Here is a 24676-nt window from a genome sequence, read left to right on the forward strand (position 1 = left end):
TTTCCCCTCCTATTTAATACCTGAGTGTGCCATCGTATTCATTACTTGGCTTTGTAAGATAATAAAGATGATTAAATTTGGAACAAACATTAGTAACGATGCCGCAGCTGCCATACCTTGTCCTGCTACACTATTGCCAGTTTGACTGGCTAGTGTTGACATAAAGAAGGCAAAAGTCTTCAAGCTTTCATCATTTACAAACAAGGTCGAGGTTTCAACATTATTCCACACGGCCTGAAATGACAGTATCGCTATCGTTGCTATAGCTGGCTTGACTAACGGTAAAATAATTTTCCAATAAATAATATAATCTGATGCGCCATCCATTCTGGCTGATTCTATTAATGAATCTGGTATTTGATCGATAAACTGCTTCACTAAAAACAAGCCGACCGGCATGGCTAATAGCGGCAAGATATGCGCCCAAAAACTATCGAGTAAACCAATATTATCTATCAAAAGGTAGCGAGGAATCGCAACAGCAATTGGAACAAACATTAGTGCAACCGTATTGATCTCAAAAAGAAGCGCTTTTAATTTAAACTTCTTTTTCGATAGCGCGTAAGCCGCTGCCGTACTCATTGCAATAGTTAATGCGACAACTACGACGGTCACGATAATGCTATTAAATAAGTATCGTGACATTGGTACACCTGTTGTATCAGACATATTAAATAGGTCGACGAAGTTGGCAAGTGTCGGTTTCTCCACAAAAAAACGTGGAGGGTATGCAAAAAGTTCGTCAATTGGCTTAAATGCATGTGAAAAAATATAAACAATGGGTAGCCCCATAAATACCATCATTGGCATTAAAAATAAAAAGAACTTAATCTGACTGCGATCAAATCTGTCAGGATTGATTTTTGATCCATGAAATGATGATGCCATTTTCCTTCCCCCTTTTCACTTTTTAATCATTGTCACCAAATAAGCGCCATGCTAGTTTAGAGAATAGATAGATAAACAGCAGTAGCAACACAGATATAGCAGCAGCATATCCCATCTCATAGCGAATGAATCCATAATCTTCTATATGATTCACCATTAACTGACCTGCATATTGTGGTGTCGGATTAGCCCCGGAGAGCTGAACACCGATTGCCCCAGCTTGAAAGGTCGTAACAATTGCCATGACTGCTCCAAATAACATTTGCGGACGCATAGATGGAATGGTTATATAGATAATTTCTTGAAACCGATTTTTAATACCATCAATGTAACCTGCTTCGTATATTTCAGTATTAATATTTAATACACCTGAGAGCATGGCCAAAAAGCCAACCCCCATACTCCCCCATAACGTGACAACAATCATGATTGTCATAAGGTAATTGGGAGACTGTAAGAACTGTAAAGGTTCATAAATAACACCTAAGTTAATTAGCAATGCATTCAAGTACCCCGTTTGATCACCACTAAAAATAATTCGCCATACAACTGCCATAGCTATCCCTGCTGTCATAGATGGTGAATACAAAACTAAAGCAAAAATAATTCTTGGTAACCGAGGTATTTGGGCTAACATCCATGCAAGAATAAACGATAAAATATATCCACCTGGCCCTACAATAAGAGCGAAAATTAATGTATTAGGTAACACATTTCTCATAAATACACTATCCTGCGTTAGTACATTTACATAATTCTCTAAACCATTAAAGCTAGGTGGTTCTATGGCATTAAAATACGAAAATGATAGTCCAATTGCTATTGCCACAGGAATGATAATGAATAAAGAAAACATTAGCACATAGGGCATTAAAAATACGAGTGTGCTATGGTGTTTTTTAAAAAATGTCATTCTTCTAACCACCCTTCAATAAGCTCTATTGTTGGAATTCGATATGGTTTTACCTTTTCTCCATCTTCAATATAGCCAAATTCCTCTAATTTTCGTCTGAGTTCTCGATTGATATTGACTATACTGTCATCCACTGCCGATCGTGTTATTTCACCATTGAACACAACACTATTCCATACATTACTAATTTCTCTTTCAACCATGTAAGAGTATGGTGTTTTCGGAACTTCTAACAAGTAATCCCACTGCTCTAAAATAACTTCTTTATGTTCTTCTGGCCAAGGCAATTGTTTAAATGATTCCACATTCGCTGTATTCCACATATATTCTGGACCATATAGCGTTTGTAGTGTCGCTGCAAACTCTGTTTGCGTCTCAGTTGCTCCCCACCACTTCATTAATTCCCAAGCTTCGTGTTTCTTTCCACTACCTTCAAACATCATCATCGATTGACCCGATCCAGTAGCAAAGCGCTCAACTGTGCCATCTTCTTGTTCCACCCCGGGATGTGGTGCAATATCCCACCAACCTGATATTTCTGGAGCGGCAGCTGTTAGTTGAACATACGTACCAAACTCAGCGATACCAATAGGTAGTGTTGTATATCTAAAATGATTATAAAAGTTAGGCACTTGAAGCGGCATACTGTAGATCGTATTGAGATCTGTCATAAGCTGAATGCCTTTAAGGGATGCTTCGCTATCAATCTGGGTACCAAAACCATCTGAATCATATAAGTCTCCACCATGCTGATAAATATAAGGTGCCGTGGTTTGGAAGGGCTTAAACCCTTGTGCCCCGGCAATAGGCGTGTAATAGTTCATACCAAACCGCTGCAATTCAGGTAAAATATCGATGACGTCATCCCATGTACTTGGAACAGGAATATCTAAAGATTCTAAAATATCAATCCGATAATATTGTACATAGAAGTCTTGGGTCTCAGGTAAGGCATACACACCATCGTCAACGACAAGTGGTAAAAATGCTCCCGGAGAATAGTTCTGGCCGACTTCTTTAAAATCTTCAAACTGTCGTAAATCTACAGCTGCCCCTCGTACAGCAAGTTCATAAGGTAACCAGTTACTAATCCCTAAAGCGATATCTGGTTGTGAGTCTGCAGCATTAGCCAAGATTAATTTTGCCTCATCAGGCATTAGTGAGTACTGCACTTTTATTCCTGTTTCGGGCGTAAAGTATTGATCAGTCATTTGCTGCAATAACTCCAAATATTGCCGCGGTCGATTTACCCATACCTCTAGTGTTTCATCATCTACTTCTGATACTGAATAGTCATTATTAGTAAAAGAATTAAAGAAACGTTTCATACTATCTGATACTTTTGTAAACCAACCAGCAGTAGCATTCGGTAAATCGCTAGTTTCACCGTGTAAATATAATTGATCTAATAGTAGCGGCTGGTCTTGTAAGTCAATCATAATTGTTCCTAGCATCTGTGTAGCTGAACTTGAACCTTCTGATAATTCATGAATACGGTTAGGAATTTCATTGGGTTCACTTGCAAGTGAGCGCAAACGATCCGCCGCAATTCTAAGAGAGACAACGGTCGTTGTTTCCTCTTTATTATTTAAAGCTAATAAGTAATCCAATTCATCCTCGAGGGACTTGGCCCATTCTATTAGCGTATCTTCAATTTCAGGAATGTATTCAACAATATTCCAATCTCGATTGGGGTCTTGATTGTTCCCAGTAAGTTGTCTGATGGATAAAGTCAGATCTTCAATCTCTTTCATCATTTGATCAATTGTTCTTACTACTTGTGCATATGGTGAGACATCTACTCGCATGCTGATCTCGTTATTACCTTGTTCTAAATATATATAGAAAGGCTCTTCTTTACCTAAGGTTTCAACATACCACTCATCTTTTAACTCAAATGGATAATGCTTCATTTCGTCAAAAGGAATCTCGCCATTTACAGATACGGTTCTAAAAACGGTATCTCCTGATGGATTAGATTGCATCACCTTAGCGCTCAATTGATATAAACCACTTTTAGGTGCCTCTACCTTCCACGTTACTTCTTGGCCGGCGTCTGACCAAGATTCACCACCAAATGTATTTAAGTACCCTACACCTGTTTCATATGGTGTTACTGATGGGCTCGCGGTTCTAATCGGTCTAATGTATGAGCTGTTTTTATATGCGGGTAACTCTGCTTCTAAAATAACCGTATCGTTGACTTTTTCTTCTCCTTGATATTGCTCGAGATAATCCTCATAACTTCTCGACTGATCTTTAGTAGATAGAGTGATATCTCCTAACAATAACTCTCCTCTTAAGGCATTGATTTCTATTGTATTCTTTCCTTCTTCCAGTAAAAATTCTAATGGCTCTTCTTCATAATGATTTGCATCCAAAGCATATGTGTTATACCACTTTTCAATGGCTACTTGTCTTGGAACGACTTGATTATCACGACGATCTAATGTCACTTCATCATCCTCGCTTTTCCAATCTACTGGAAACGAAATGCGGCGACTTTCTCGGTATTGATATTCACCATTGACTGTAATGGCAGCTTCAATAGCAACAAGCGGATCACTTAATGGATAATAATCAATATTCAATTGATATAAGCCGGTTTCTGGTACATCCACTTCCACAACAGCGGATTGATCATCACCCCACGCTAAAACATCACTATGATACCCTTCGCTATATTTTTGATTGATTATATTTTCGTTGTTTTCCTCAACAATAAAAGCAGAGGGGGACACGCGTTGTTCAAATGAATCAACGCGTGAAAGGCTTTCTGATTGCCACTCAGTACTTACAATATGATAATCAGGCTCAATAACATCCTCTTGTAAATCTAATTCTATCTCCTCATTCGCTTTTACTGTTGTTGGAACTAACAGCAAGCCAATTACAGACCACTTTATGATTGACTTTATCATGCTTTTTCCCCCTTTGCTTGATTGCATCATTTATTGAATTGATGCTTGACCTTCTTCATATTGTTGATTCGCAAGCTCATTCATTTGACTTACGTAATCTTGAATATTCAAGTTGCCACGAATAGCAGCATCAACAAGACCTGACATATTTGAATTGGGATCATCACCTACTTCGATACCCGTTGGTACATCCCATCTCGCTAAACTGTAGCCTGGAACTGTTTTTACTGGCTCTACAACTGCTTCATCAATATTTTCATAAGCTTGGCGTAAGCCTGGTGCATCAAAACGTTGGAAGTAAGTATCGAGCACTTCTTGATTTGCTGTTACCGGCATACTCGCAATATTTAAGTTATCACTTGCGTCAGCAATTTCAATTTGTTTAAGGAAACCTTCTGAACTAAATGACATCCACTTAGCTAATTTATAGGCTGCCTCAGGGTGATCAGTGGCACTTGAAATACCGTAATAATCATGTGTCATAACAACGCGTTCTCCTGGGATACCAATAAAGTCCCAGTCAAAATCAGATTGACTATCAAGGTGACCAGTAATCCATGTACCATCCCACTTAATACCGACCTGATTATTTAACCAAACTTCTTCTGGGTTTTCACCATTAAAATTCGCTTGTTGGTCTTCTGATAGCGTTTCATAAGCATAACCATTCGTTAATATATCTTGTGCTAAATTAACCCCAGTAATAAATTCATTGCTATCTAATTGGAATGACCCATCTAAATAAGTAAACCAACCCATATCTTGATTTGCTGCAATAGGGTACCAATCAGGAATAGTAAAAGGATGATTTAAACCGACACGGCCATCATTTACATCTGTCACATCACGTACCGCATCAACAAATTCATCAATGGTGACTCCCATTGCTGGAGCATCTAAGTTCTGCTCTTCAAATAAATCTTTATTTACGAAGTATCCTAGTAAGTGTTGGCCAGCCGGTAGCGCATAAATACCTTCACTATAAGTGACGGCATCAACAACCGCTTCTGGCACTTGAGAAAACTCTTCATCCGCAGTAGCAATATCTGAAAGATCGTATAGCCAATCATTAGCTAAGCCCGTAGGAATTTGAGCTAACATGAATACATCTGGCATAACCCCACCACTTGCGGCTGCAGCTAATGAACCATTCCAATCAGATGTATCAATAGACTCATCAATTGTGACATGAATATCTTCATGCTGTTCATTAAACGCATCCACCATTAAACGATTAAGATTTTCATCTCCTTCAGCACCAAACCCCCAGCTTGCAATTGTTAGTTCTTTAGCTTCGCCCGGTGCGCTACTATTCTCATCCTCATTCGCATCATTTCCTGCATCTTCTGACTCATTACTTCCACATGCTGCTAAACCAAAAACAAATACAACTGAAAACAACAACATTAACCATTTTTTCATCACACTTACACTCCCTTTTTTATTATTTATATCACTCACTTTTTGTGAGGTGATCATCATAGAATGAATACTTTTGATGTATCTTTAGAAGTTCTATCTAATAGACAGTTAGTTACATCAAGGACAGTAGTGACGTTAACAAACGCACGTATTTCGTGAGCCTCATCGATTACAACTGCTTGTTATAAAATCGACCACTACATTCTCTTATAGGGGGAAATAACCGCCCCAATCGCTCAGTATAATTGAGTGACTGTTCTTGTCGAACTCTCGGTCTTGTAAACGTATACAATTAGTATTTTTGAAACGATTCAAAAATACTAAAATTATTAATTCCCTTACAGTTAATGCCGGAATAATCTGGGTGAAACCTAATCGATACGTCAGGTGTCACTTCATTTGTATGATTCTTTTGAAACGTTTCAAAAGAATCATTCACTTTCCCTTTCGCTTGATACTACAAGCTAGTATGACCCTTTTGCTTAACAAGTGCCTATCATTGCTGCACAGCTTCATCGTTAACTCACATGTTTTTAGTCGTCATCGCGGAACTTTTTAGCTTTTCTGCCTTGGATCTCTGCTGATTGCATCGGCTTTTGTCTCGCCTGAATAGCAGTTGTGAATGCGTTTGTCGGCATGATTGATCGCCATAACATTCACCCACAACCACCCTATTTTCTGACTGACTTTGCGTAATTAAGATATCCCTACGAGAAACTTTAAATCCATCAAAATCATGAAACCTATGTGTATTTACGACAAACGAAACATTTAATGTGCTGATATTTGAAAAAAACTTTTTTAAACTGATGGTTCCCTCTACTTACTTAAGTAGATTCTCGTTCAATAAGCTCCATCGTCGGTTGCAAGATAAGATCCGCATTAGCCCCCTTTAGAATATTAAGCATGGCCTCAGCTACTTGCTCACCCCATTGTTTCTTATGAACGCGAACTGTCGTTATACTTGGTTGGAGATATTGTGCAATAATAATGTCATCAAAGCCCACTACCGCGATATCGGTAGGAACTGATAACCCTTCTTCTTTAATAGCTCTAATAGCCCCCATTGCCATTTCATCATTTGCTGCAATAAACGCTGTTGGATAGTGATGATTGTTTTTTAAAAAAGTTTTCATTGTTTCATAACCACTAGCTTCAGTAAAATCAGCTCGTAGAATTGCACTTTGTTCGGTTGTAAAGTTATGCTCTTTAATATAATGCTTGAAAGCACTTAGACGTGTTTCTCCATCATAGGAATCAGTTGATCCTGCTATAAAGCCAATATCTTTATGCCCCTTATCCTCTAAGTGTTTTAACGCCTGTTTAATTCCTTTATCATTTGGTAGTAACGCCTTATAAATATGCGGGTGGTCAATTTCTCTATCTAACACGATCAACGGCATTTTTTCGCTAGCAACCGTTTTTAGAAGTTCTGATTCAATATGATAATTCAAAATAATGGCGCCATCGACCAACCTTTCTGTCAGCATTCGGTGGCGTTCATTAGAAGCGCAAACAACTAATTCATAGCCATGACTCACTACAACATCTTGAATACCCTCTAACAACTGATTAAAAAACGGCCCTGTAAAACCACTAATAAACAGACCAATCATGTCGTTTTTACTTCTTTTTAAATTTTTAGCGTTACCGTTTGGATGGTACCCTAATTCATTTGCTGCTTGAAGCACTTTTTTTCTCGTTGATTCCTTAATTAATTTATTACCATTTAGAGCATAAGAAGCCGTTGACACTCCAACATTGGCTAATTTTGCAACATCTTTTAAAGTTGTCAACATTACTCACTCCTCTATTTTTCTTTGAAACGATTCAAATCGTCTTTAAAAGCAATTGAAACGATTCAACAAATTTATTATAAATCAATTTGTTAGCGTTTTCAACTTCTTTTTAAAAAAACACTCTTTTTTTTCGATACTTATCACTTTAAAAATATGCATTTTAATTATACAATACTTATACAAAGCACTTAAAAAAGCCAGCTTGTACATAACTTTATGTTACTGCGCATGCACATGTTTCTCGCAATAATCTCTAAACTAAACCCGTTAAACGAAAGGATGACCATGATGAAAACATTACTAAAATACCGAAAGATTCTTTGGATCCTGATTCTCTTACTCGTGTCTGTCGGTATCTTTACCTACGTTCAATTACCAAAACGCGATATTCCGGAGATTACTCAACCCCTTGCCTCTATCCAAGTGATTTATCCAGGTGCTGCGCCTGAATCAATGGAAAAAGCGATTACCACACCACTAGAAGAAGAGCTGCTTACAATTGATGGCATTGACGAGATTCAGTCAGCCTCACTCAACGGCTTTGTCAATTTAACCTTAGTACTCTCAGGTGAAGCTGACACCAGTCAATTGTACCAAAACATTAACCAACGTGTCAGTGCAGTTAGAACGAGCTTTCCTGATGAGGTAAGAGCGGTCAATATTAGCACAGATCTGATTCAGTCAAATGTTGAAACGTTCCATATTGCAGCTGATGACTACAAGACGCTACTTGATAACCGCGAGGCGATTCATCAATTTGCGGATAGCTTAACGGAGATATCCGGGGTAAAATCAACCGATATTCGCGGGTTACCCGGTGAGACTTTATCGGTTCAAATCGAACCCGATTTACTCGCGCGCTATCAACTACAACCAAACCAGGTGATTGAAGCAATCTCACAGACAATTCAACCAACACCTCTTGGTACCGATCAACTTGACGATACAATTCGAACCCTTACCTTAACGTCTTATCAAGACCTTGATGACTTTAAAGCAACCGTTATTGCGAATACAAATGGTCAGAACGTAACCCTTGAAGACGTTGCTTCGATTGATGTTGTTACCGATACCCCGTCTAGTCTGATTCATGAAGACGGACAAGCCGTTGTTTCGGTGACGGTTCAAGCCGATGACGGTATTAATATTCTTAACTTAGAAACACCTTTAACGAAAGCCAAACAAGCAGCTGATGCGCTATTTAGTGATGATATTACCATCAGCTCATACTTTAGCCAAACAACTATTATTGACGATGTGTACTCAAGTTTGCTTCAGTCACTTATCATTTCACTGATTGCGGTGCTTGTGATTATGGTACTCGGCTTACCTATTACATCAGCTATCTTAGTCGCGCTTGCGATTCCATTATCCATTATTATCGGTCTGATCCCACTGCCTTACACAGGTGTTGATTTAAATCAAATTTCAGTTATCGGGATGATTGTCGCGATTGGGATTTTAGTCGATGATGCGATTGTCGTTAACGATAATATTGAACGGCGGTTCTTGCTCGGTGATTCCGCCCGTGAGGGTGTTATTAACGGGGTGAAAGAAGTTCGGGTGTCCATCATTACATCCACACTATTAATTGTTTTTAGTTTTATTCCGTTGACGTTCTTATCAGGAAGTAACGGCGACTTTATTCGCGGGTTACCACTCGCCCTTGTCTTTACCGTACTCGCATCAACCTTTTTAGCGTTAAGTTTTATGCCCGCTTTCCGCTACCAGGAACAAAAACTACGGACAAAGAAAAAGCAACGACGGTCTGGGTTGCTTAATCCTATCTTTGAAAAGCTCAGTAACGTTTACGCTGACAAAATCGTGCCGTTTAGTTTAAAACGACCCGTGCTCACGATTGTGAGTGGTCTCGTGATCATGATTAGTTTCTTAAGTCTGATTCTTCTCGTGCCAATTGAATTCTTCCCAGCAGCAGAACGCGAGGAAGTCACAATTACCGCAACTTTACCAGCGGGTACGCCACTTGAAGAGACACAAGAGACACTTATTGCGATTGAAGATTACTTTAAAGAAACGAATGTTGTTAGAGAAACAGTAAGCTATGCTGGTGAAGGCTTACCGGGGATCTTTGGTGCTTCGATCCCAAATAGTGGTACGAACACAGGACATGTGGTCGTTCGTATCGACCAAGACAAAACCAAAGTTTTAGACTTTATTGATACGTATGAAGAAGATGTAAGAGACACCTTTCCTAACGTGACGATGCAGCTTGATACGATTGTCTCAGGCCCACCGGCTTCGGCTGATGTGAGCTTAACCCTAACAGGTGAAGATTTGTCCGAACTACTGCGGATTTCCGAGGACTTAAATGAAAAATTACAAGCTTCAGATGCGGTCTCATTTGTCTCATCAAACTCACAGACGAAACCATTTACCGAAGTGACCATTGATGAAGATGCGATGCTAGCTTATGGTTTTACCGAAACACAGGTCACCGGGCTTATGCAACTCGCTTCGATTGGCGCACCACTTGGAATATTTGATGATGGCAACATGCGTTTACCCATTAATTTAAGCTACAATGACTTTGATCCAACTGGCTTGGCGTTAGACAATTTAGAACTTGCGAGTTTCTCTGGTGACAGTCCCATGCCAACCATCGTGTCACTCGATCAATTCGTCGAGAAAACAAATGTTGAACAAGTCAATGCGATTAATCACTTAAACGGTGACCGGTTCATTTCTTTTGATATCTTTACTACAGACGACGGTGATGTGTCAGCGATTATTGAAGCGGTTAGAAGTGAGTTACCGGATGGCTTTAGTTTAGCTGAATCTGGTGAACAAGATACTCAAACCGAATTCTTCTTAGAAGTCGGGAAGTTATTCTTAGTCGTGTTATTCCTTATTTATACGACACTGGCGATACAGTTTAATTCATTAACGACACCAATTCTAATTAGTTTTACGATCCTACTCGCCTTAAGCGGGGCGGTAGTCGGTCTCTTTATCTCTGGTGAACCGCTTAGTTTCTTAGGGGTTTTAGGTATTGTAGCCTTAAGCGGGGTCATCGTGCGTAATGCGATTCTCTTAATTGAGTTTATTGAACAAAACCGTGACAACTATAAGTCACTGACGGATGCATTTATTGAAGCAGGTCGGTTACGCTTAAAACCAATCTTACTCACAACCTTAACTTCAATGGCAGCGTTAATTCCGGTCATTATTACCGGCGATGTATTGTTTAAGCCACTTGCCGTTGCGATTGTGTATGGTATCTTCTTTGCGACACTGTTAACACTCGTGTTAATTCCGCCGCTTTACTTAGCCTTATTAAAACTAAGAAAAGAAGCGTAAGTTACACGGTAGTAAAAAACCTTTAGATTAAACGAACAGTCTCCTTGAGTTATATCGGGAGACTGTTTGTTTTTTTAGGTTATCTTTACCACCAAAGACGTCTCATATGATATGATAAAGCCACAAACCTATTGTTTCATTAACTGGAGGAATCTTTTATGACCAAACAAAAACCGTTTCGGATTTTAATCTATTTAATTTTAACTTTTTCGCTGATCTATTTAGTTCATTTATCAGATTTTATTTTTGTTCCAATCGGCTTATTACTAGCCTCGATTGCCGTGCCAATCATCGGTGCCGGACTGTTTTTCTACATAACCAATCCGCTTGTTGATTTGTTGGAACGTTATAAAGTCAAACGCGTCTTTGGGACCTTAATTATCTTTGTCTTAATTGGATTGATTGTTTATCTCATTAGCCTATTCTTAATCCCACCTCTTCAAGAACAAACGGCAAGACTCGTCGAGAATGTTCCAGCGATTGCTAAATGGTTAGAAGAGCTATGGGAGTTATGGCAAAATCGCCAAAAATATTTACCCGCTGCCTTTGAAGATTCGATTCAAAATGCGATTGATAATTTAGATACGTATGCTGAACAAGTGGTAACCAACCTCTTTAGTATGATCAGTTCCGTATTTAGCTTTTTATTCTCATTTATTATGATTCCATTCTTCCTCTTCTTTATGTTGAAAGATGGTAAGAAATTAATACCATTTATAACGCAATTCTTTAGCGAGAAAAAAGCGAACAGTATTGAGACACTATTAAAAAACATTAATCAAGCATTAACGTCATTTATTCAAGGACAAGTACTTGTAAGTATTTTTGTAGCAGTCATTCTTTTGATTGGTTACAGCATTGTCGGCTTAAATTATGCACTTGTGTTAGCAATCTTTGGCTTATTTATGAATTTGATTCCCTTTATTGGTCCGTGGATTTCCGCTATCCCAGCTGTCGTCATCGGTTTCTTTCAAGACCCAATGATTGGGGTGTGGACCGCGGTGATTATGATCGTGGCACAACAGATTGAAGGTAATTTAATCTCTCCTAATATTATGGGAAAAGCCTTAAACTTACATCCTTTAACAGTTATTACGGTGATTTTAGCGGCAGGTGCAATGTTTGGCTTTGTCGGTTTACTGTTTGCCGTCCCAAGTTATGCGGTCGCCAAAACAATTATCACACATTTGTATCGCGTTTATACGAACTCACGCCCCGTTGGACAGAAGAATATATTTTAAATCGTTACGACTTATACACACCTATCGTGGATGGGGTTCGGTTAGGTACTTTCAGAAATAGTCTATTAATTAAACGACACGTTATTTGTGTCGTTTTTTTACTTTGCGCTATTGCTTCAACCTTTTACTTCTTTTTCCCTGTCAGTTTTTGATATCAGTATCACTGTCTTTCTCTCAAAACAAACAAAATTGTGTTAGTATAGACTTCTTAGAACTCTTAAAAGGAACGGTGAACGATGGCAACTTTTACAGAAAGCTTAGACATATTAAAACGTTATTTCGGTTACGACCAATTTAGACCGGGACAAGCAGAACTTATTAAGCGTAGCTTGGACAAGCAAAACAGTCTCGGGATTATGCCAACCGGTGGTGGGAAGTCGCTTTGTTATCAAATTCCTGGCATGCTAGACACGGGAACAGCCCTCATTATCTCGCCGCTTATTTCACTCATGAAAGACCAAGTCGACAGTCTTAACACCATTGGTATTAAAGCGACTTTTATCAATAGTACGCTAACAAAAGAAGAATATATTGAACGGATGAACAAGATGCGCCGCGGTGCGTATGACTTTATTTATATTGCACCAGAAAGGTTTGATCACGATGGCTTTTTTAATGCGGCGAGTCAATTAAATATTAGCTTTATCGCCTTTGATGAAGCGCATTGTATTTCACAGTGGGGACATGATTTCAGACCAAGTTACCGGTCGATTGTTGAACGGATTAAACAGCTACCAGTAGTCCCTTATGTGATGGCTCTTACCGCTACTGCCACACCAGAAGTCATTCGTGACATTCAAATGTTGTTGAATATCTCAACTGACAATACCATTAATACCGGCTTTAAACGCGATAACTCACACTTTCATTTGTTGAAAGGACAAGATAAACAAAGCTTTATTAAAGATTACGTCACCAATCACCCGAATGACTCTGGCATCATCTACTGTCCGACGCGTAAAACAGTCGAACTTGTGCACGGGATGTTGTTAAAAAAAGGAGTGAAAGTCGCCTATTATCACGCCGGCCTCAGTGAAACCAAGCGGGTGAAAGAGCAAAATAAATTTATCGCCGATGAAGCGATGGTGATGGTCGCAACCAATGCCTTTGGAATGGGCATCGATAAATCAAACGTGAGGTTCGTCATTCACCACTCGATGCCGATGAACATTGAATCTTATTATCAAGAAGCAGGGCGTGCGGGGCGAGACGGTGAACCAAGTGACTGTGCACTCTTATTTTCACCACAAGATATTCAACTGCAAAAATTCTTAATTGAACAATCAAACTTAGATGATGATAAAAAACAACAAGAGTATAAAAAACTCCAAAGCATGACGAGCTATTGTTACACTGATCAATGCCTTGTCCGTTATATGTTGCAGTACTTTAAAGATACCCATGCCTATGATGACTGCGACATGTGTACAAACTGTACCTCTGGCACAGAAAAAATTGACCGTACGGTCGACGCGCAAAAAGTCCTTTCATGTGTGATGCGGATGAACCAACGCTTCGGTGCGACGCTTACCGCCAAAGTATTAAAGGGGTCAAAAGACCAGAAAGTGAAACAATTTAAATTTGACACGCTATCAACTTACGGCTTAATGAAACATTTGACTGAAAAACAGATTACCCAGTTCATTCACTTACTCGTCGCCGAAGGTTACCTTGAAACAGGAGATCAACGCTTCCCTGTGTTAACGCTGACCAGTAAGGCTGCTGACGTGTTAAAGAATAAAGAAAAAGTGTGGCTGCGCGAAGCAGTGATGAAGGAAGCTGAAGTGAAAGATTATCATACGGGCTTATTCGAACAATTTCGCAGCTTAAGAAAAGCAATCAGTGAGGAAGAACATGTCCCGCCTTACGTGATCTTCTCAGATGCGACACTCCGTGATATGGCTAGACACTTACCTGAGACCAAGCAAGCGATGCTTAAAATTAAAGGGGTCGGTGAACGGAAATTCGCTCAATACGGGGAGCTGTTCTTAGCGGCGATCATGAAAGAAACGAGTGATTTAAAAAGTCATGACTTGACGCTACATTTTTATAAACAAGGTATTCCACCAGAAAAAATTGCGAAACTACGCAACATTAAACTTGATACTGTCTATGATCATTTAATTACCGCTTACGAAGACGGTGAAGCAATTGATTTTAAAGACGTATTAGATGAAGAGGTTGAAGCGCATATTCTAGAGGCGTATGAAGAAGTCGGTGAAGCGCGTCTTAAAGCGATTAAAGATATGGTCTATGATGAGGTAGACTACTGGATGATTAAACTAACCCTCACTAAGCACGGTGCCCTTAACTAAACAAATAGCCACGAGACATCAAAGGTCACCCCTTTAATGTCTCGTGGCTGATTAAGCTACTTACACATTTTTTTGCTTTACGCGTTTAATCGAACCCCAACGCTTTCCTTTTTTTCTATAACCAATAAAGGCTGTCACCCGAACGAATGATAGTATATAGCGATAAATAGCATTCTCAAAAACAACCATAATAAAGGCTTTTATAATATCGAGCACGTGTAGCTTTAATCCTTGTGTAAAGACACGTTGAAAGAAAGCTGTTAATGATAGAATAACCCCAAATCCCGTATAGATAAAAAAGAGTTCAATCATATAGGGCACATTCAACAGGCCAAAAACACTGGCAAGGGCAATAGTTACAATTCCAAACACCTCTATAAATGGCGCTAATAATTCAAAAACCCAGTAATAAATATAAGAAATAAATCCTACCGGCTTTTTTAAAAACCGTGTTAACATTTCTGGGTATGCGGTAAGGGACTGAAATAATCCTAAATACCAACGACGGCGTTGTCTCATAATATCTTGCACCGACCCAGGTGCCTGAGACCAACAAATCGCCTCTGGTTGGTACTTCACTTTGTATGGTCGGTTATTATTTAACATAAACGTATGCAGCCGCATAACCAGCTCCATATCTTCCCCGATAGTATTTATCTGGTAACCCCCTGCTGATAAGACAACACTTTTTTTAAATAGTCCGAAGGCGCCTGAGATAATTAAATTCCCACTAAATTGATCGAGTAAGATTCGTGATGCTAAAAATGATCGGTCATATTCAACCACCTGCATGCCGATAATCGGTTGCCATGGCATGTGATAATCCAATACCTGCCCATCTGTCATCTTAACACATTGTGCTATTCTAATCATACCACCAACCGCAATAACCCTTTCATCAGCGAGTACTGGCTGAATGATCTTTTCAAGTGCATTCTTTTGAAGTAATGAATCGGCATCAAGTGTCACAAAATACGGATAACGGCTGGCATTGATGCCAACATTTAACGCATCTCCTTTTCCACCATTTTCTTTACGAATAAACATGATTTTAATACCATTGATCTTTGCCTCATAAACCACATCGATTGCTTTCGTTGGTATTTTTGTTTGAATAGGTCGATCAGTTTGATGAAACCTAAAGGCTCGAAGCAACTCATCCGTTGTTTCATCTGATGAACCATCATCGACAATAATAATCTCAAACAGTTTATAATCTAAATTCAGTAAGCTCTTCACACTATCAACGATGGTCACTTCTTCGTTATACGCTGGCATAATAACGGATACAGGTAAATAATAATCATGTTTTAATTCATTATTGAGTCGCATCATTCGGTCTTTATCATATAATCTAATTGCCCCAAATAAAACGGAAAGAAACAAGTATGTCGTATATAAAATCATATAACCAATAAAAAATAGTGCAATCCCATTCATGAATTGTTGGACGATGAGATTCATACGTTATCCTCCTTCCGTTTCAAGATAATACCTAAGCATCGCGCGTGCATAACGATCAGGGCCTGTTAATATATCCATTAGATCATCAATCTTGACGTCTGTTTTAAGTAAAGACCGACTCGCATTCCGTCTAACAAACCAATTTGAATCTGCGACCGCTATTTTAAGTGCTTTTATCACATCGTCACAACAATACTCGGCTAACACATCAGCGACAACAGTCCGCTTTTCATCTTGCTGAGACGACAGCATCGCCAAGAGATGTGGTTTGACTTGCTCAGTCGGATACTTTTTAAAATAACGGTACAACTTTAGTTCAACTTCTAACGGTAATTTGTCCTCTTTTACCCAGTCATAAAATAGTTGTTGATAATCACTCGTTTCATAAGTGATAAAACCAATAATACCTAAGAGGATGGGTTCACTAAAACAGCCACGTTTAAGATAGAGTTGTTCAATCAAACTACGTTTATCATACGGGTAACGCATTAATCCATCTTGAATTAATTTTTGATGATGGTCGATGTGTTGACTGGATAAAGTCTCATATGCTTTTACAATCCACTCAGGATTATTTTGTTGATAAAAAGCCTTTAACACATTCTCTCGTAAGTAAACATTCGGTTCAGTTAAATAATGAAACAGCTTACGATAAACGACGTCATCCTGCCAGACACCCGCAGCATGAGTGGCGATAAAATGGCTGATATAGGCTTTTTCCATATCGTCTCGTTTCGCGTAATAACTTACCAATTGTTTTATGACTGGTTCAATCGCACCTTTATAGTCTTTAATATCTTCATGGTTTTGATAGCTCAAAAGCGCATCATGATAAGCAATTAAGTAGTTAAGATGTTTCAACTTATCAAGCAAATACTTTCGGTGGTTCTCAGCAAGAGGGCGGTCTTGATGAATGCTTTTTAACTGTTTGTCAATAATACTTTTAAACGTAGCTATACGTTTTTTATCCGTCTGTTTGCGATAATATTGATACATAATATAACCAACTGTAAAGAGCATAATTAACAGACAAATAAAGAAATAAATATACGTCACAACAATCATTCATCTCCACCTCCCCAGTAGGTTTTCACTCGCTCGTAACTTGGCTTAATAACCTCTTCAACTGCCACATCACCGGATAAAAAATCAAGTGGTAGCCAAATTGAATCTGTCGCTACACCGTTACCTGTCAACACACTTAAATGAAAGCCGTCGACTGGAAAAGGTTCCACACCATCATTCACATAATAGTCATCGTGGATGGTTGGTTTGAGTGGGTCATACATATTAAGTAGGCCATAAGGTATTCTTAGTTCTATGCGATGATCGACTAAACTTATATCTAACTGATCGACTGTGCTATTTAACACAAGCGGATCAACATCACTAAATTTATACGGATACGTATATTCCGTCGCGTTTTCCTCAGCCAGTTTTTGATTGCTTTCCGCGATCATAAATCGTTCAAACGTGACTGGTTCTTTAGGTAACGTCACATACGGGTTCACACCATTCACGCGTTCTAAAAACTGTTGACGTGAGGCTTGATAATTTTCAACGACGTGCATCACGCCACCCATATCTGGATGAATAGCTAACAGGAATTCAATGGGTTCTGTTAAAGACAAATCTATTTGATCAATCTCACGAATGCCAAGTTCTGGGTGAAAATCAAAACCAAAATAAAGTGGGTTATTGGCTGTAATATCATCCGATTCGATGAGGAGATAGAGATAACCATGGTCCCGTGTAACTTTAATCGACTCATCGTCTGTTTCACTTAGATTAACGACGTCTTCCCAGTCATTGTCCTCACCATCAATCGTCATTAAGACATTCTCTCGATAGGGCTTAAAACCAATCAGACCATAATGCTGATTAGGTGTTAAGGCATCAGGCCATTCATAAATTTGTTGTAGATCATACATAAAAGCAGTCGTTACATTGCGCCGGTCCCAGACATCTTGAAATGATCGAATAATGGCGCCGTTTAGACCACTCGCTTGATACATCGTAAGACTCTCTACCAATTGATCCGCTTGATTATATGTCTGATTAATATAAGACTCACTAGGATAGCCAAAGCTACTGATTATAACGGGCATCGTATGGGTGTTATTTAATTCACTTAAATAATCACTCATGGTCACTTCGGTTGATTCTGGTTCAATAAACTGCAGAGCTTCTTCTGGCCATTCTTCATCACTATAGCTTGCGAATAGACCTGAAAGATGCTTGTCAGTAGACAAAAGGTGATCCATCGTAAATCGATTAATTTTGCCGAGCTGTTGTTTAATTTGCGATGGGTACTCAAATGGATCCATCACAAATGTGCTATTGACTGAGATAGGGCGTTGCGTTTGATATTTATTCGATTCATAACGAATCATATCATCAACAAGTGTTGCCATGAGCGTTTCAAAAGTTGTTGCCTCAGGTGACGTTTTAATATACTCTCCGTCATAGTGCGTATCCTCTTGGTTTAAGGTATGATCTAAATAACTAATCATATCTTGATTCCATTCGTCCCCAATCAAATATCCGATCACATACGGTGAGAGATCATATCGATATAAACCACTGCCCTTTGTCTCATTTGTCAATATAAGATTCCGACCGTGAATAATATCAATCACATCACGGGCATCTTCTTTTAATATTGAATAAAACTGCATCTGCTTGCCAGCTTGATCTCCACTCACTTCATCATAAGAGACACGAATCCCTTGAAGTAAATAGAGCGGCTCACTTTTTGCTTCATTGTAATCGTAGAGCGCATGGTAAAATGTATCATTCATAACAGTTGAGACACGAACAGTATTCGCCCCCATGTCCTGAATCAATCCAAACCAGCGTTGCCATGTATCAAAGTCAATCGTAAAGTCACTGCCTCGCTGTGGACCATAACTGCTGTCAACCTCTACTCCCTTAATTTCGATTGCCCTTTCAACACCATTCTCATCAATAAAGAACTGTGAATCAGACGTATAAAAATTAGCCTTGGGCTCTCCTTTTGATAGAAAGGCAAAATAAGTACCTTCCACGAAGTATAGGTAAAGACCAATAAAGACAAGTACAGATACACCGATTGCAGCTATTAAAAATCGCTTCATAAATAGTCCCCCTTTCTTCGCTATTTAACGGAACTAAAACTGTGTCTAGACGGGTGACTATATTGGTAGAGCACATCAATATGGTCATCTAGCCACTGACTTCGGCGGAATAAATAATCTTCCATTTGTGAAATGGCTAATTCATACGACGTTGGATTGCGTTCAATTGGCTGTAAAAAGGCATCTGTATTATAGCGACTTAAATCAAAGTATAAGTTCCAACGTGAATTGTTACGTGTAACAGCCTCGCCAAGATAAGCGACACTGTCATCAATAAGGCTTTTTAACCGGTCATCACTAAGTTTCGATGCTCTTAGTACACGGTACCGATCAATCAGACCTTCTACAAATCGCTCTTCAATCAGTAATTGCTCAAAGAACGGTGCTTCAACTAAGGAAAAACCCGTCTCATCAAACAACACTTCTTGATAATTATTCAAACTATTATTAAAGTCCCAAACAACAGGGGTCAACTTCCCACGTAGGTTCCGGTAAAAATAAGTGGAATAATTACCAGCATCAACATTACGAAACAACTCATTAATAATAAAGTAATCATAAAAGGCGGTCTCATCCACCAAGTTTTTATACTCATTATGATCTGACGCGTAAGGGATCTGATACAAGTCCTTTGAAAGCTTAGAGAAATCTTCATTAACGAATTCGAAGCGTGCCTCTGAATATTGTTGATCAGTAGGATACGTTAATTCCGTTGCCGACGGATAGACACGGAACGTATCTACTAGAAAGTCATTCAGTGGAAATTCTAATTTTTCAGCACGATCAATCTCAACAATATAACTGGTCATCGGGCTATTCGGTTCAGGTGTTGGAATATCAACTCTTCCTTCGCCTTTTGATACCGTCTCCATCAAAAGGTACACGCCCTCATAGCTCCCATCAATAACTAATTCAACAAAACGGACATCAGGAGCATACGGCATCAATTCTCCCGACAGATTCATCGCTAAATAATTTCTGAGTAATGTCCGGTCAAGCGCCGGTCCATGTAAGGCCCAGTTATTATCTTTCTCCATCCCAAACACTTGCACTTCGCGGTCTGTAGCGTCATCATTTACAAATGATAGAGCGTACGACGTCTTTTCAAATAATCGTGAGGAGTTACCACGAACACGAAAGAGCGCTTTGGCTTCTTTTTGTTTCTCATCAAACAACGTGACATCAACGGTTATTTCTGTTGAACCATCTTCTGATAGCTGATAATGCTTTTCTGGTGTCAGAACTGTAGCGCCTGGAATTGTTTGATTGTTAGTCTGCACTGACACAACAGGTAAATGTGTCTCAAACTCCGTTGTATCTATTTGAATGGTACGTGTTTCTTTCGGTAGCTCATGTTGAAAGGTTCGATTATAATAGCGTTCTGATTGATTAAATGACACAAAAATCGCTAAACCAAGTATGATAACAGGTACGAGCAAATAAAAGATTCGCGCTTTCATGAGTTATCCACTAATTTCATCCGACTGCGCCACAATGTTAACATATTCAATCCCTCCCAATTTATAAAGGAGCTCTGTGATCGTCTTGTCTTTTTTACTCTCTAGTTTGTATTCTTTTTGAGACAGTTCATAAATCCATTCGATTGATTTTTCAGTCGTATTCTTCACCCGCAGAACGGCTTTTTTATTGAACTGCTTAAACACGGTACCTTCCACTTGCATTTCCACTTGTCGGTCGGCTTTAATAATGACTAACATTCGGTTGTTGTTCTTCACACGTCCGAGAAGCAATAACACGATAAAGACAACCGCAGATCCTATCGTTGCGACTAAATAGTCTCCAGACCCGCACCCAATCCCAACAATAATTGCCCAAAAGATATAAGTCGTATCACGTGAATCTTTGATTGCTGTTCTAAAACGAACAATCGAGAGTGCCCCTACCATACCAAGGGATAAAGCAATATTGTTACCGATGACCGTCATAACCGTTGCGGTTAGAATGGTAAGGGTAATCAGTGAGACGTTGAACTTGCGGCTATAGGCAGTGCCGACATGGGTGTACCAATACGAAATATAAATCGCTACAGCCAATGCTGTCGCCATCAAAATATTTATGAGAATATCATTCAAACTTAAATTTGGAGACTGTTCCGCTAATTGATAAAGAAAGTCACGCATCGTTTCCCACTCCTTTTTTCACTAATTATTTTTCTAGTTGATAATCTTTACTAATTTTACGACTCAGACTGTACTTACTCACTGATATTTGTGACGATTCAAGTGGAATGAGGAGATCCTTTATATATTGGAGTAAAAAGCCATTGTATTTCACTTCTAATACGACATAGTTATCATCAATTAATGGCGTTTCAATTAACTTCTCATCAAACAAATGAAAATCACTTTCAGATCCTCGGATTTTTTGATCAAAGGTAATTCGGATTTGATTTTCTTTAGCGATAAAGGCATCTCGTTCATACGTGACAATTGACTTCGGCCGGTAAACATGTGTCATCATCATTTGGTAACAATCAAGTAAAAACGGGTGTTGTTTTTCCAAAAGCAAGCTGTAATTACCAGCGATGAGTTGTTCACCTTCTTGTTTTGTGAGTTTATAAGACGTCTTTTGTTGATATGGCCCCTGCTTTTTCTTTAATTCTAGTAAACAATAATTGGGATCATGCATATACGTTCTTAGCCTTAACTTTCGTCGTAACTCAATCCCGTCTTCTTTCTCTAGAAAATCCCGGTCATCAATCGAATCAAAATATAGCGAACGAATCGTATAACCATCACCTTTTTTTCCATCATATGGATTATTCAGACTGTGTTTGTCACGGGTCATAATCTTTTGGATGTTGTGTCTAAAGTGATAATACTGTTTTAAATCCAATAAATACTTTTTCTCTTCCCGGTACACTTTATTCATACCCAACCACCTCCTTTAGTGCCGTTAAATCATGAAAGGCACCGTATACAGCTTGATTTTCATACGTTGCTTTAATAGTTTCTAAGTTCGAAAGCGCCCTCTCTAGCCCTTCACCATAATACGTATTGCGCTCTGTTAACCCATACTCACCTGGTGGTTTGAATTCATAGATGGTTGTGACGGGTATACCAGCTGATTGAGCGATATCAGCTTCATACATCATATGTTCAATTTCATCATCACGATAATAATTCATAATCGCTAATTCTGTTGACGCTTCGGTGATTAAGAACTCCAATACTTCCTTATAGCCTTTTGTATCGTAAAAGTAGGGTACGACAGTAATCATCTCTAAATCGTTTGCAGTTACATACTTATACAAGGCTTTCATATTAGCCATAAAACTCATTTGAAGCGTTTCATCATCCCAGTCAAAGTCATCGAGTCCATACGGCTCAATATCAACGACTAGACCTTTTAACTGTTGATTGGCAGGTAGTCGTTGATTTAAGTCAACTACCCGTTCGGCTTCTTCAAGTAAACGCTCCCTACTTTCAGCATGGGCCCACTCCGGTGTCCCAATCAATTGGTAGACAGCAATATCTTCGCCAATCGCTTCACAGAACAATTGAATCTCTTCGAACGATAAGTCGCTAGAAAATGATTGAAATAATCGGGTAATATGATATTGCTCCAGAAAATCAGAGGTAGGTTCGCCATTTTCAATCACCGTTTCTTTATCCCATGAAAAAAGACCGATGTTCGACTCAGTTGGATCTTTCGTGACATAAAACCAGATTCCTATAATCAATGTAATAATGATGGCTAATTTAATCAGATCATATCGCAATGACTCACCTCCCCTAAACAGCTTGTTGACTGGTGCCACCTTTTAAAAAAACTGCCCTAAAACAGCTAGGACAGTTGCGCTACTTGCTCGTTATCTACAAGGGTAGATAAGTTTTTACCCTCTGAGTTAAACCATTTGTTATTTATAGACTGAATCATTTATTTATACCCTTCTTTTCACATATTGAACCTCTTTAAGTAAAAAAAGTAAGTTCATTTTAAAAAAACCGCCACCCACTAGAACCATCTGGGTGGCGGTATAGTATCTGTTTATATGATTTAGTTGTTCATACCAGGTAGTGCCCATTCGCCTTTACGGAACACCGCTTCTGTTTCACCGTTCTCTAACACACCATCAATATCTAACTCAGCTGAACCAATCATAAAGTCCACGTGTGTTAAGCTATCGTTGACGCCATGCGCATCTAGTTCTTCATCTGACATTTTCGCTCCGCCCTCAATATTGGTTGGGTAAGCCTTGCCTAAGGCAATGTGACAAGAAGCATTCTCGTCATACAACGTATTATAGAAAATCAGACCAGATTGTGAAATAGGTGAATGGTGCGGCACAAGTGCAACTTCTCCGAGTCGTTTGGCACCTTCATCGGTATCAAGTAAGTGTTTTAATGTGTCATAACCTGTTTCTGCCTCAAAATCAACAACTTTACCGTCTTTAAACGTTAATTTGAAGTTATCAATCATATTCCCGCCGTAAATAAGTGGCTTTGTGCTTGAAACAACCCCATCAACATGGTATTTATCCGGCATTGTAAAAACTTCTTCAGTCGGCATATTGGGATTAAAGTGATGGGATTTTTCTGTATAAGCGCCGCCACCTTTCCAGATATGACCTTTCGGTAAACCGAACGTAATCTCCGTACCTGGTGCGGTAAATTTAAGGGATGTATATTTTTTATCATTTAAGATTTTGTGGGCTGCTTTAAGTGTTGAATTATGGTCTTCCCATGCTTTAATCGGGTCATCTGTATTCACTCGAACAATGTTAAAGATTTGTTCCCACAAGAGTTCCTTGGCGGTTTCTGCATCTTTACCTGGGAAGATTTTCATCGCCCAGTCATTCGTTGGAATTGAAATAATTGACCAAGCAATTTTATCGTTCATCGTATACTTACGGAAACCTTTCATGGCCTCAGCACTTGCTTTTGTTGCTTTGGCAACACGTCCCGGATCAACATCTTTTAATAAATCTGGATTCGTTGAACGTACGGATAAGAGTGCGACATCATCTTCTGCGTAGTGTAAGTACTTATCAACGAGCCACTGTGGGACTGTCGTTAGTGCTTCTTCTGAGGCATGTAAGTAACGTTCCAGTGCAATCTCATCATCTTGCCAGTTGATGACAACATCTTTCGCGCCTAATTCATAAGCTTTTTTTACAAGAATACGAGTAAAATCAACCCCTTCAATCGAAGAGTTAATCATTAAGACTTGATTGTCTTTTAAGTTGACCCCTGTTTTTAATGCCAATTCAGCATATTTTTCTAACATCTGTTGTTCTGCCATTTGTTTTCCCTCCA

General features: G+C 39.0%; 17 protein-coding genes. 3 read left to right on the forward strand and 14 right to left on the reverse strand.

Features of this window, described 5'->3' with window-relative positions:
* Positions 1-9 precede the first annotated feature (9 nt).
* From BM098_RS02850 to BM098_RS02870, 6 genes are all read right to left on the reverse strand, one after another.
* Entirely contained in the window at positions 10-888 is an 879-nt protein-coding gene (locus tag BM098_RS02850) for a carbohydrate ABC transporter permease (RefSeq protein WP_089830203.1), read from the reverse strand.
* Positions 889-910: 22 nt separating this feature from the next.
* Positions 911-1717 carry a carbohydrate ABC transporter permease gene (locus tag BM098_RS02855; protein ID WP_234987388.1) on the reverse strand — a complete coding sequence of 269 codons (807 nt, stop codon included), beginning with the start codon at positions 1715-1717 and terminating at the stop codon, positions 911-913.
* Positions 1718-1797: 80 nt separating this feature from the next.
* On the reverse strand, positions 1798-4722 hold the full coding sequence (locus BM098_RS02860; protein WP_234987389.1) for an extracellular solute-binding protein: 2925 nt from the start codon (positions 4720-4722) through the stop codon (positions 1798-1800).
* A gap of 30 nt (positions 4723-4752) precedes the next feature.
* Complete coding sequence (locus BM098_RS02865; RefSeq protein WP_159430093.1) at positions 4753-6144, reverse strand: ABC transporter substrate-binding protein; 1392 nt, start codon at positions 6142-6144, stop codon at positions 4753-4755.
* A gap of 533 nt (positions 6145-6677) precedes the next feature.
* The gene (locus BM098_RS13845) at positions 6678-6800 is read right to left on the reverse strand and encodes a hypothetical protein (protein ID WP_261766419.1); all 123 of its coding nucleotides are present in this window, start codon (positions 6798-6800) and stop codon (positions 6678-6680) included.
* A 171-nt stretch (positions 6801-6971) separates the two neighbouring features.
* The gene (locus BM098_RS02870; RefSeq protein WP_234987390.1) at positions 6972-7940 is read right to left on the reverse strand and encodes a LacI family DNA-binding transcriptional regulator; all 969 of its coding nucleotides are present in this window, start codon (positions 7938-7940) and stop codon (positions 6972-6974) included.
* 291 nt (positions 7941-8231) lie between these two features.
* On the opposite strand from BM098_RS02870, the gene BM098_RS02875 reads away from it, so the two are divergent.
* The 3 genes from BM098_RS02875 (at position 8232) to recQ (ending at position 14817) form a co-directional block, all read left to right on the forward strand.
* Entirely contained in the window at positions 8232-11261 is a 3030-nt protein-coding gene (locus tag BM098_RS02875) for an efflux RND transporter permease subunit (RefSeq protein ID WP_159430094.1), read from the forward strand.
* Between the two features lie 158 nt (positions 11262-11419).
* Complete coding sequence (locus BM098_RS02880; RefSeq protein ID WP_089830212.1) at positions 11420-12502, forward strand: AI-2E family transporter; 1083 nt, start codon at positions 11420-11422, stop codon at positions 12500-12502.
* 236 nt (positions 12503-12738) lie between these two features.
* Positions 12739-14817 (forward strand): DNA helicase RecQ, encoded by a 2079-nt coding sequence (recQ, locus tag BM098_RS02885; protein ID WP_089830213.1) that lies wholly within the window; start codon positions 12739-12741, stop codon positions 14815-14817.
* Positions 14818-14877: 60 nt separating this feature from the next.
* Here recQ and BM098_RS02890 read toward each other — a convergent pair whose 3' ends face one another.
* The 8 genes from BM098_RS02890 to BM098_RS02925 all read right to left on the reverse strand — a co-directional run bounded on the left by BM098_RS02890 (position 14878) and on the right by BM098_RS02925 (position 24662).
* Positions 14878-16281 carry a glycosyltransferase family 2 protein gene (locus tag BM098_RS02890; RefSeq protein WP_089830215.1) on the reverse strand — a complete coding sequence of 468 codons (1404 nt, stop codon included), beginning with the start codon at positions 16279-16281 and terminating at the stop codon, positions 14878-14880.
* Positions 16282-16284: 3 nt separating this feature from the next.
* Positions 16285-17346 (reverse strand): HEAT repeat domain-containing protein, encoded by a 1062-nt coding sequence (locus BM098_RS02895; protein WP_089830217.1) that lies wholly within the window; start codon positions 17344-17346, stop codon positions 16285-16287.
* Complete coding sequence (locus BM098_RS02900) at positions 17343-19397, reverse strand: hypothetical protein (RefSeq protein WP_089830219.1); 2055 nt, start codon at positions 19395-19397, stop codon at positions 17343-17345. Before BM098_RS02900 ends, BM098_RS02895 begins: the two co-directional genes overlap by 4 nt.
* Before the next feature lie 20 nt (positions 19398-19417).
* Positions 19418-20857 (reverse strand): CotH kinase family protein, encoded by a 1440-nt coding sequence (locus BM098_RS02905; protein ID WP_089830221.1) that lies wholly within the window; start codon positions 20855-20857, stop codon positions 19418-19420.
* A 3-nt stretch (positions 20858-20860) separates the two neighbouring features.
* The gene (locus tag BM098_RS02910; protein ID WP_089830223.1) at positions 20861-21538 is read right to left on the reverse strand and encodes a DUF4956 domain-containing protein; all 678 of its coding nucleotides are present in this window, start codon (positions 21536-21538) and stop codon (positions 20861-20863) included.
* Between the two features lie 25 nt (positions 21539-21563).
* Entirely contained in the window at positions 21564-22289 is a 726-nt protein-coding gene (locus tag BM098_RS02915; protein WP_089830224.1) for a polyphosphate polymerase domain-containing protein, read from the reverse strand.
* Positions 22282-23139, reverse strand: a complete 858-nt coding sequence (locus BM098_RS02920) for a PHP domain-containing protein (protein ID WP_089830227.1) — start codon at positions 23137-23139, stop codon at positions 22282-22284. The genes BM098_RS02915 and BM098_RS02920 overlap by 8 nt, the downstream gene beginning before the upstream one ends.
* A 278-nt stretch (positions 23140-23417) precedes the next feature.
* A complete protein-coding gene (locus tag BM098_RS02925; protein WP_089830229.1) occupies positions 23418-24662 on the reverse strand; it encodes an aminopeptidase in 1245 nt (414 codons plus the stop codon).
* Positions 24663-24676 lie beyond the last annotated feature (14 nt).

The organism is Halolactibacillus halophilus, assembly GCF_900115605.1.
GTDB classification, from domain to species: Bacteria; Bacillota; Bacilli; order Bacillales; family Amphibacillaceae; genus Halolactibacillus; species Halolactibacillus halophilus.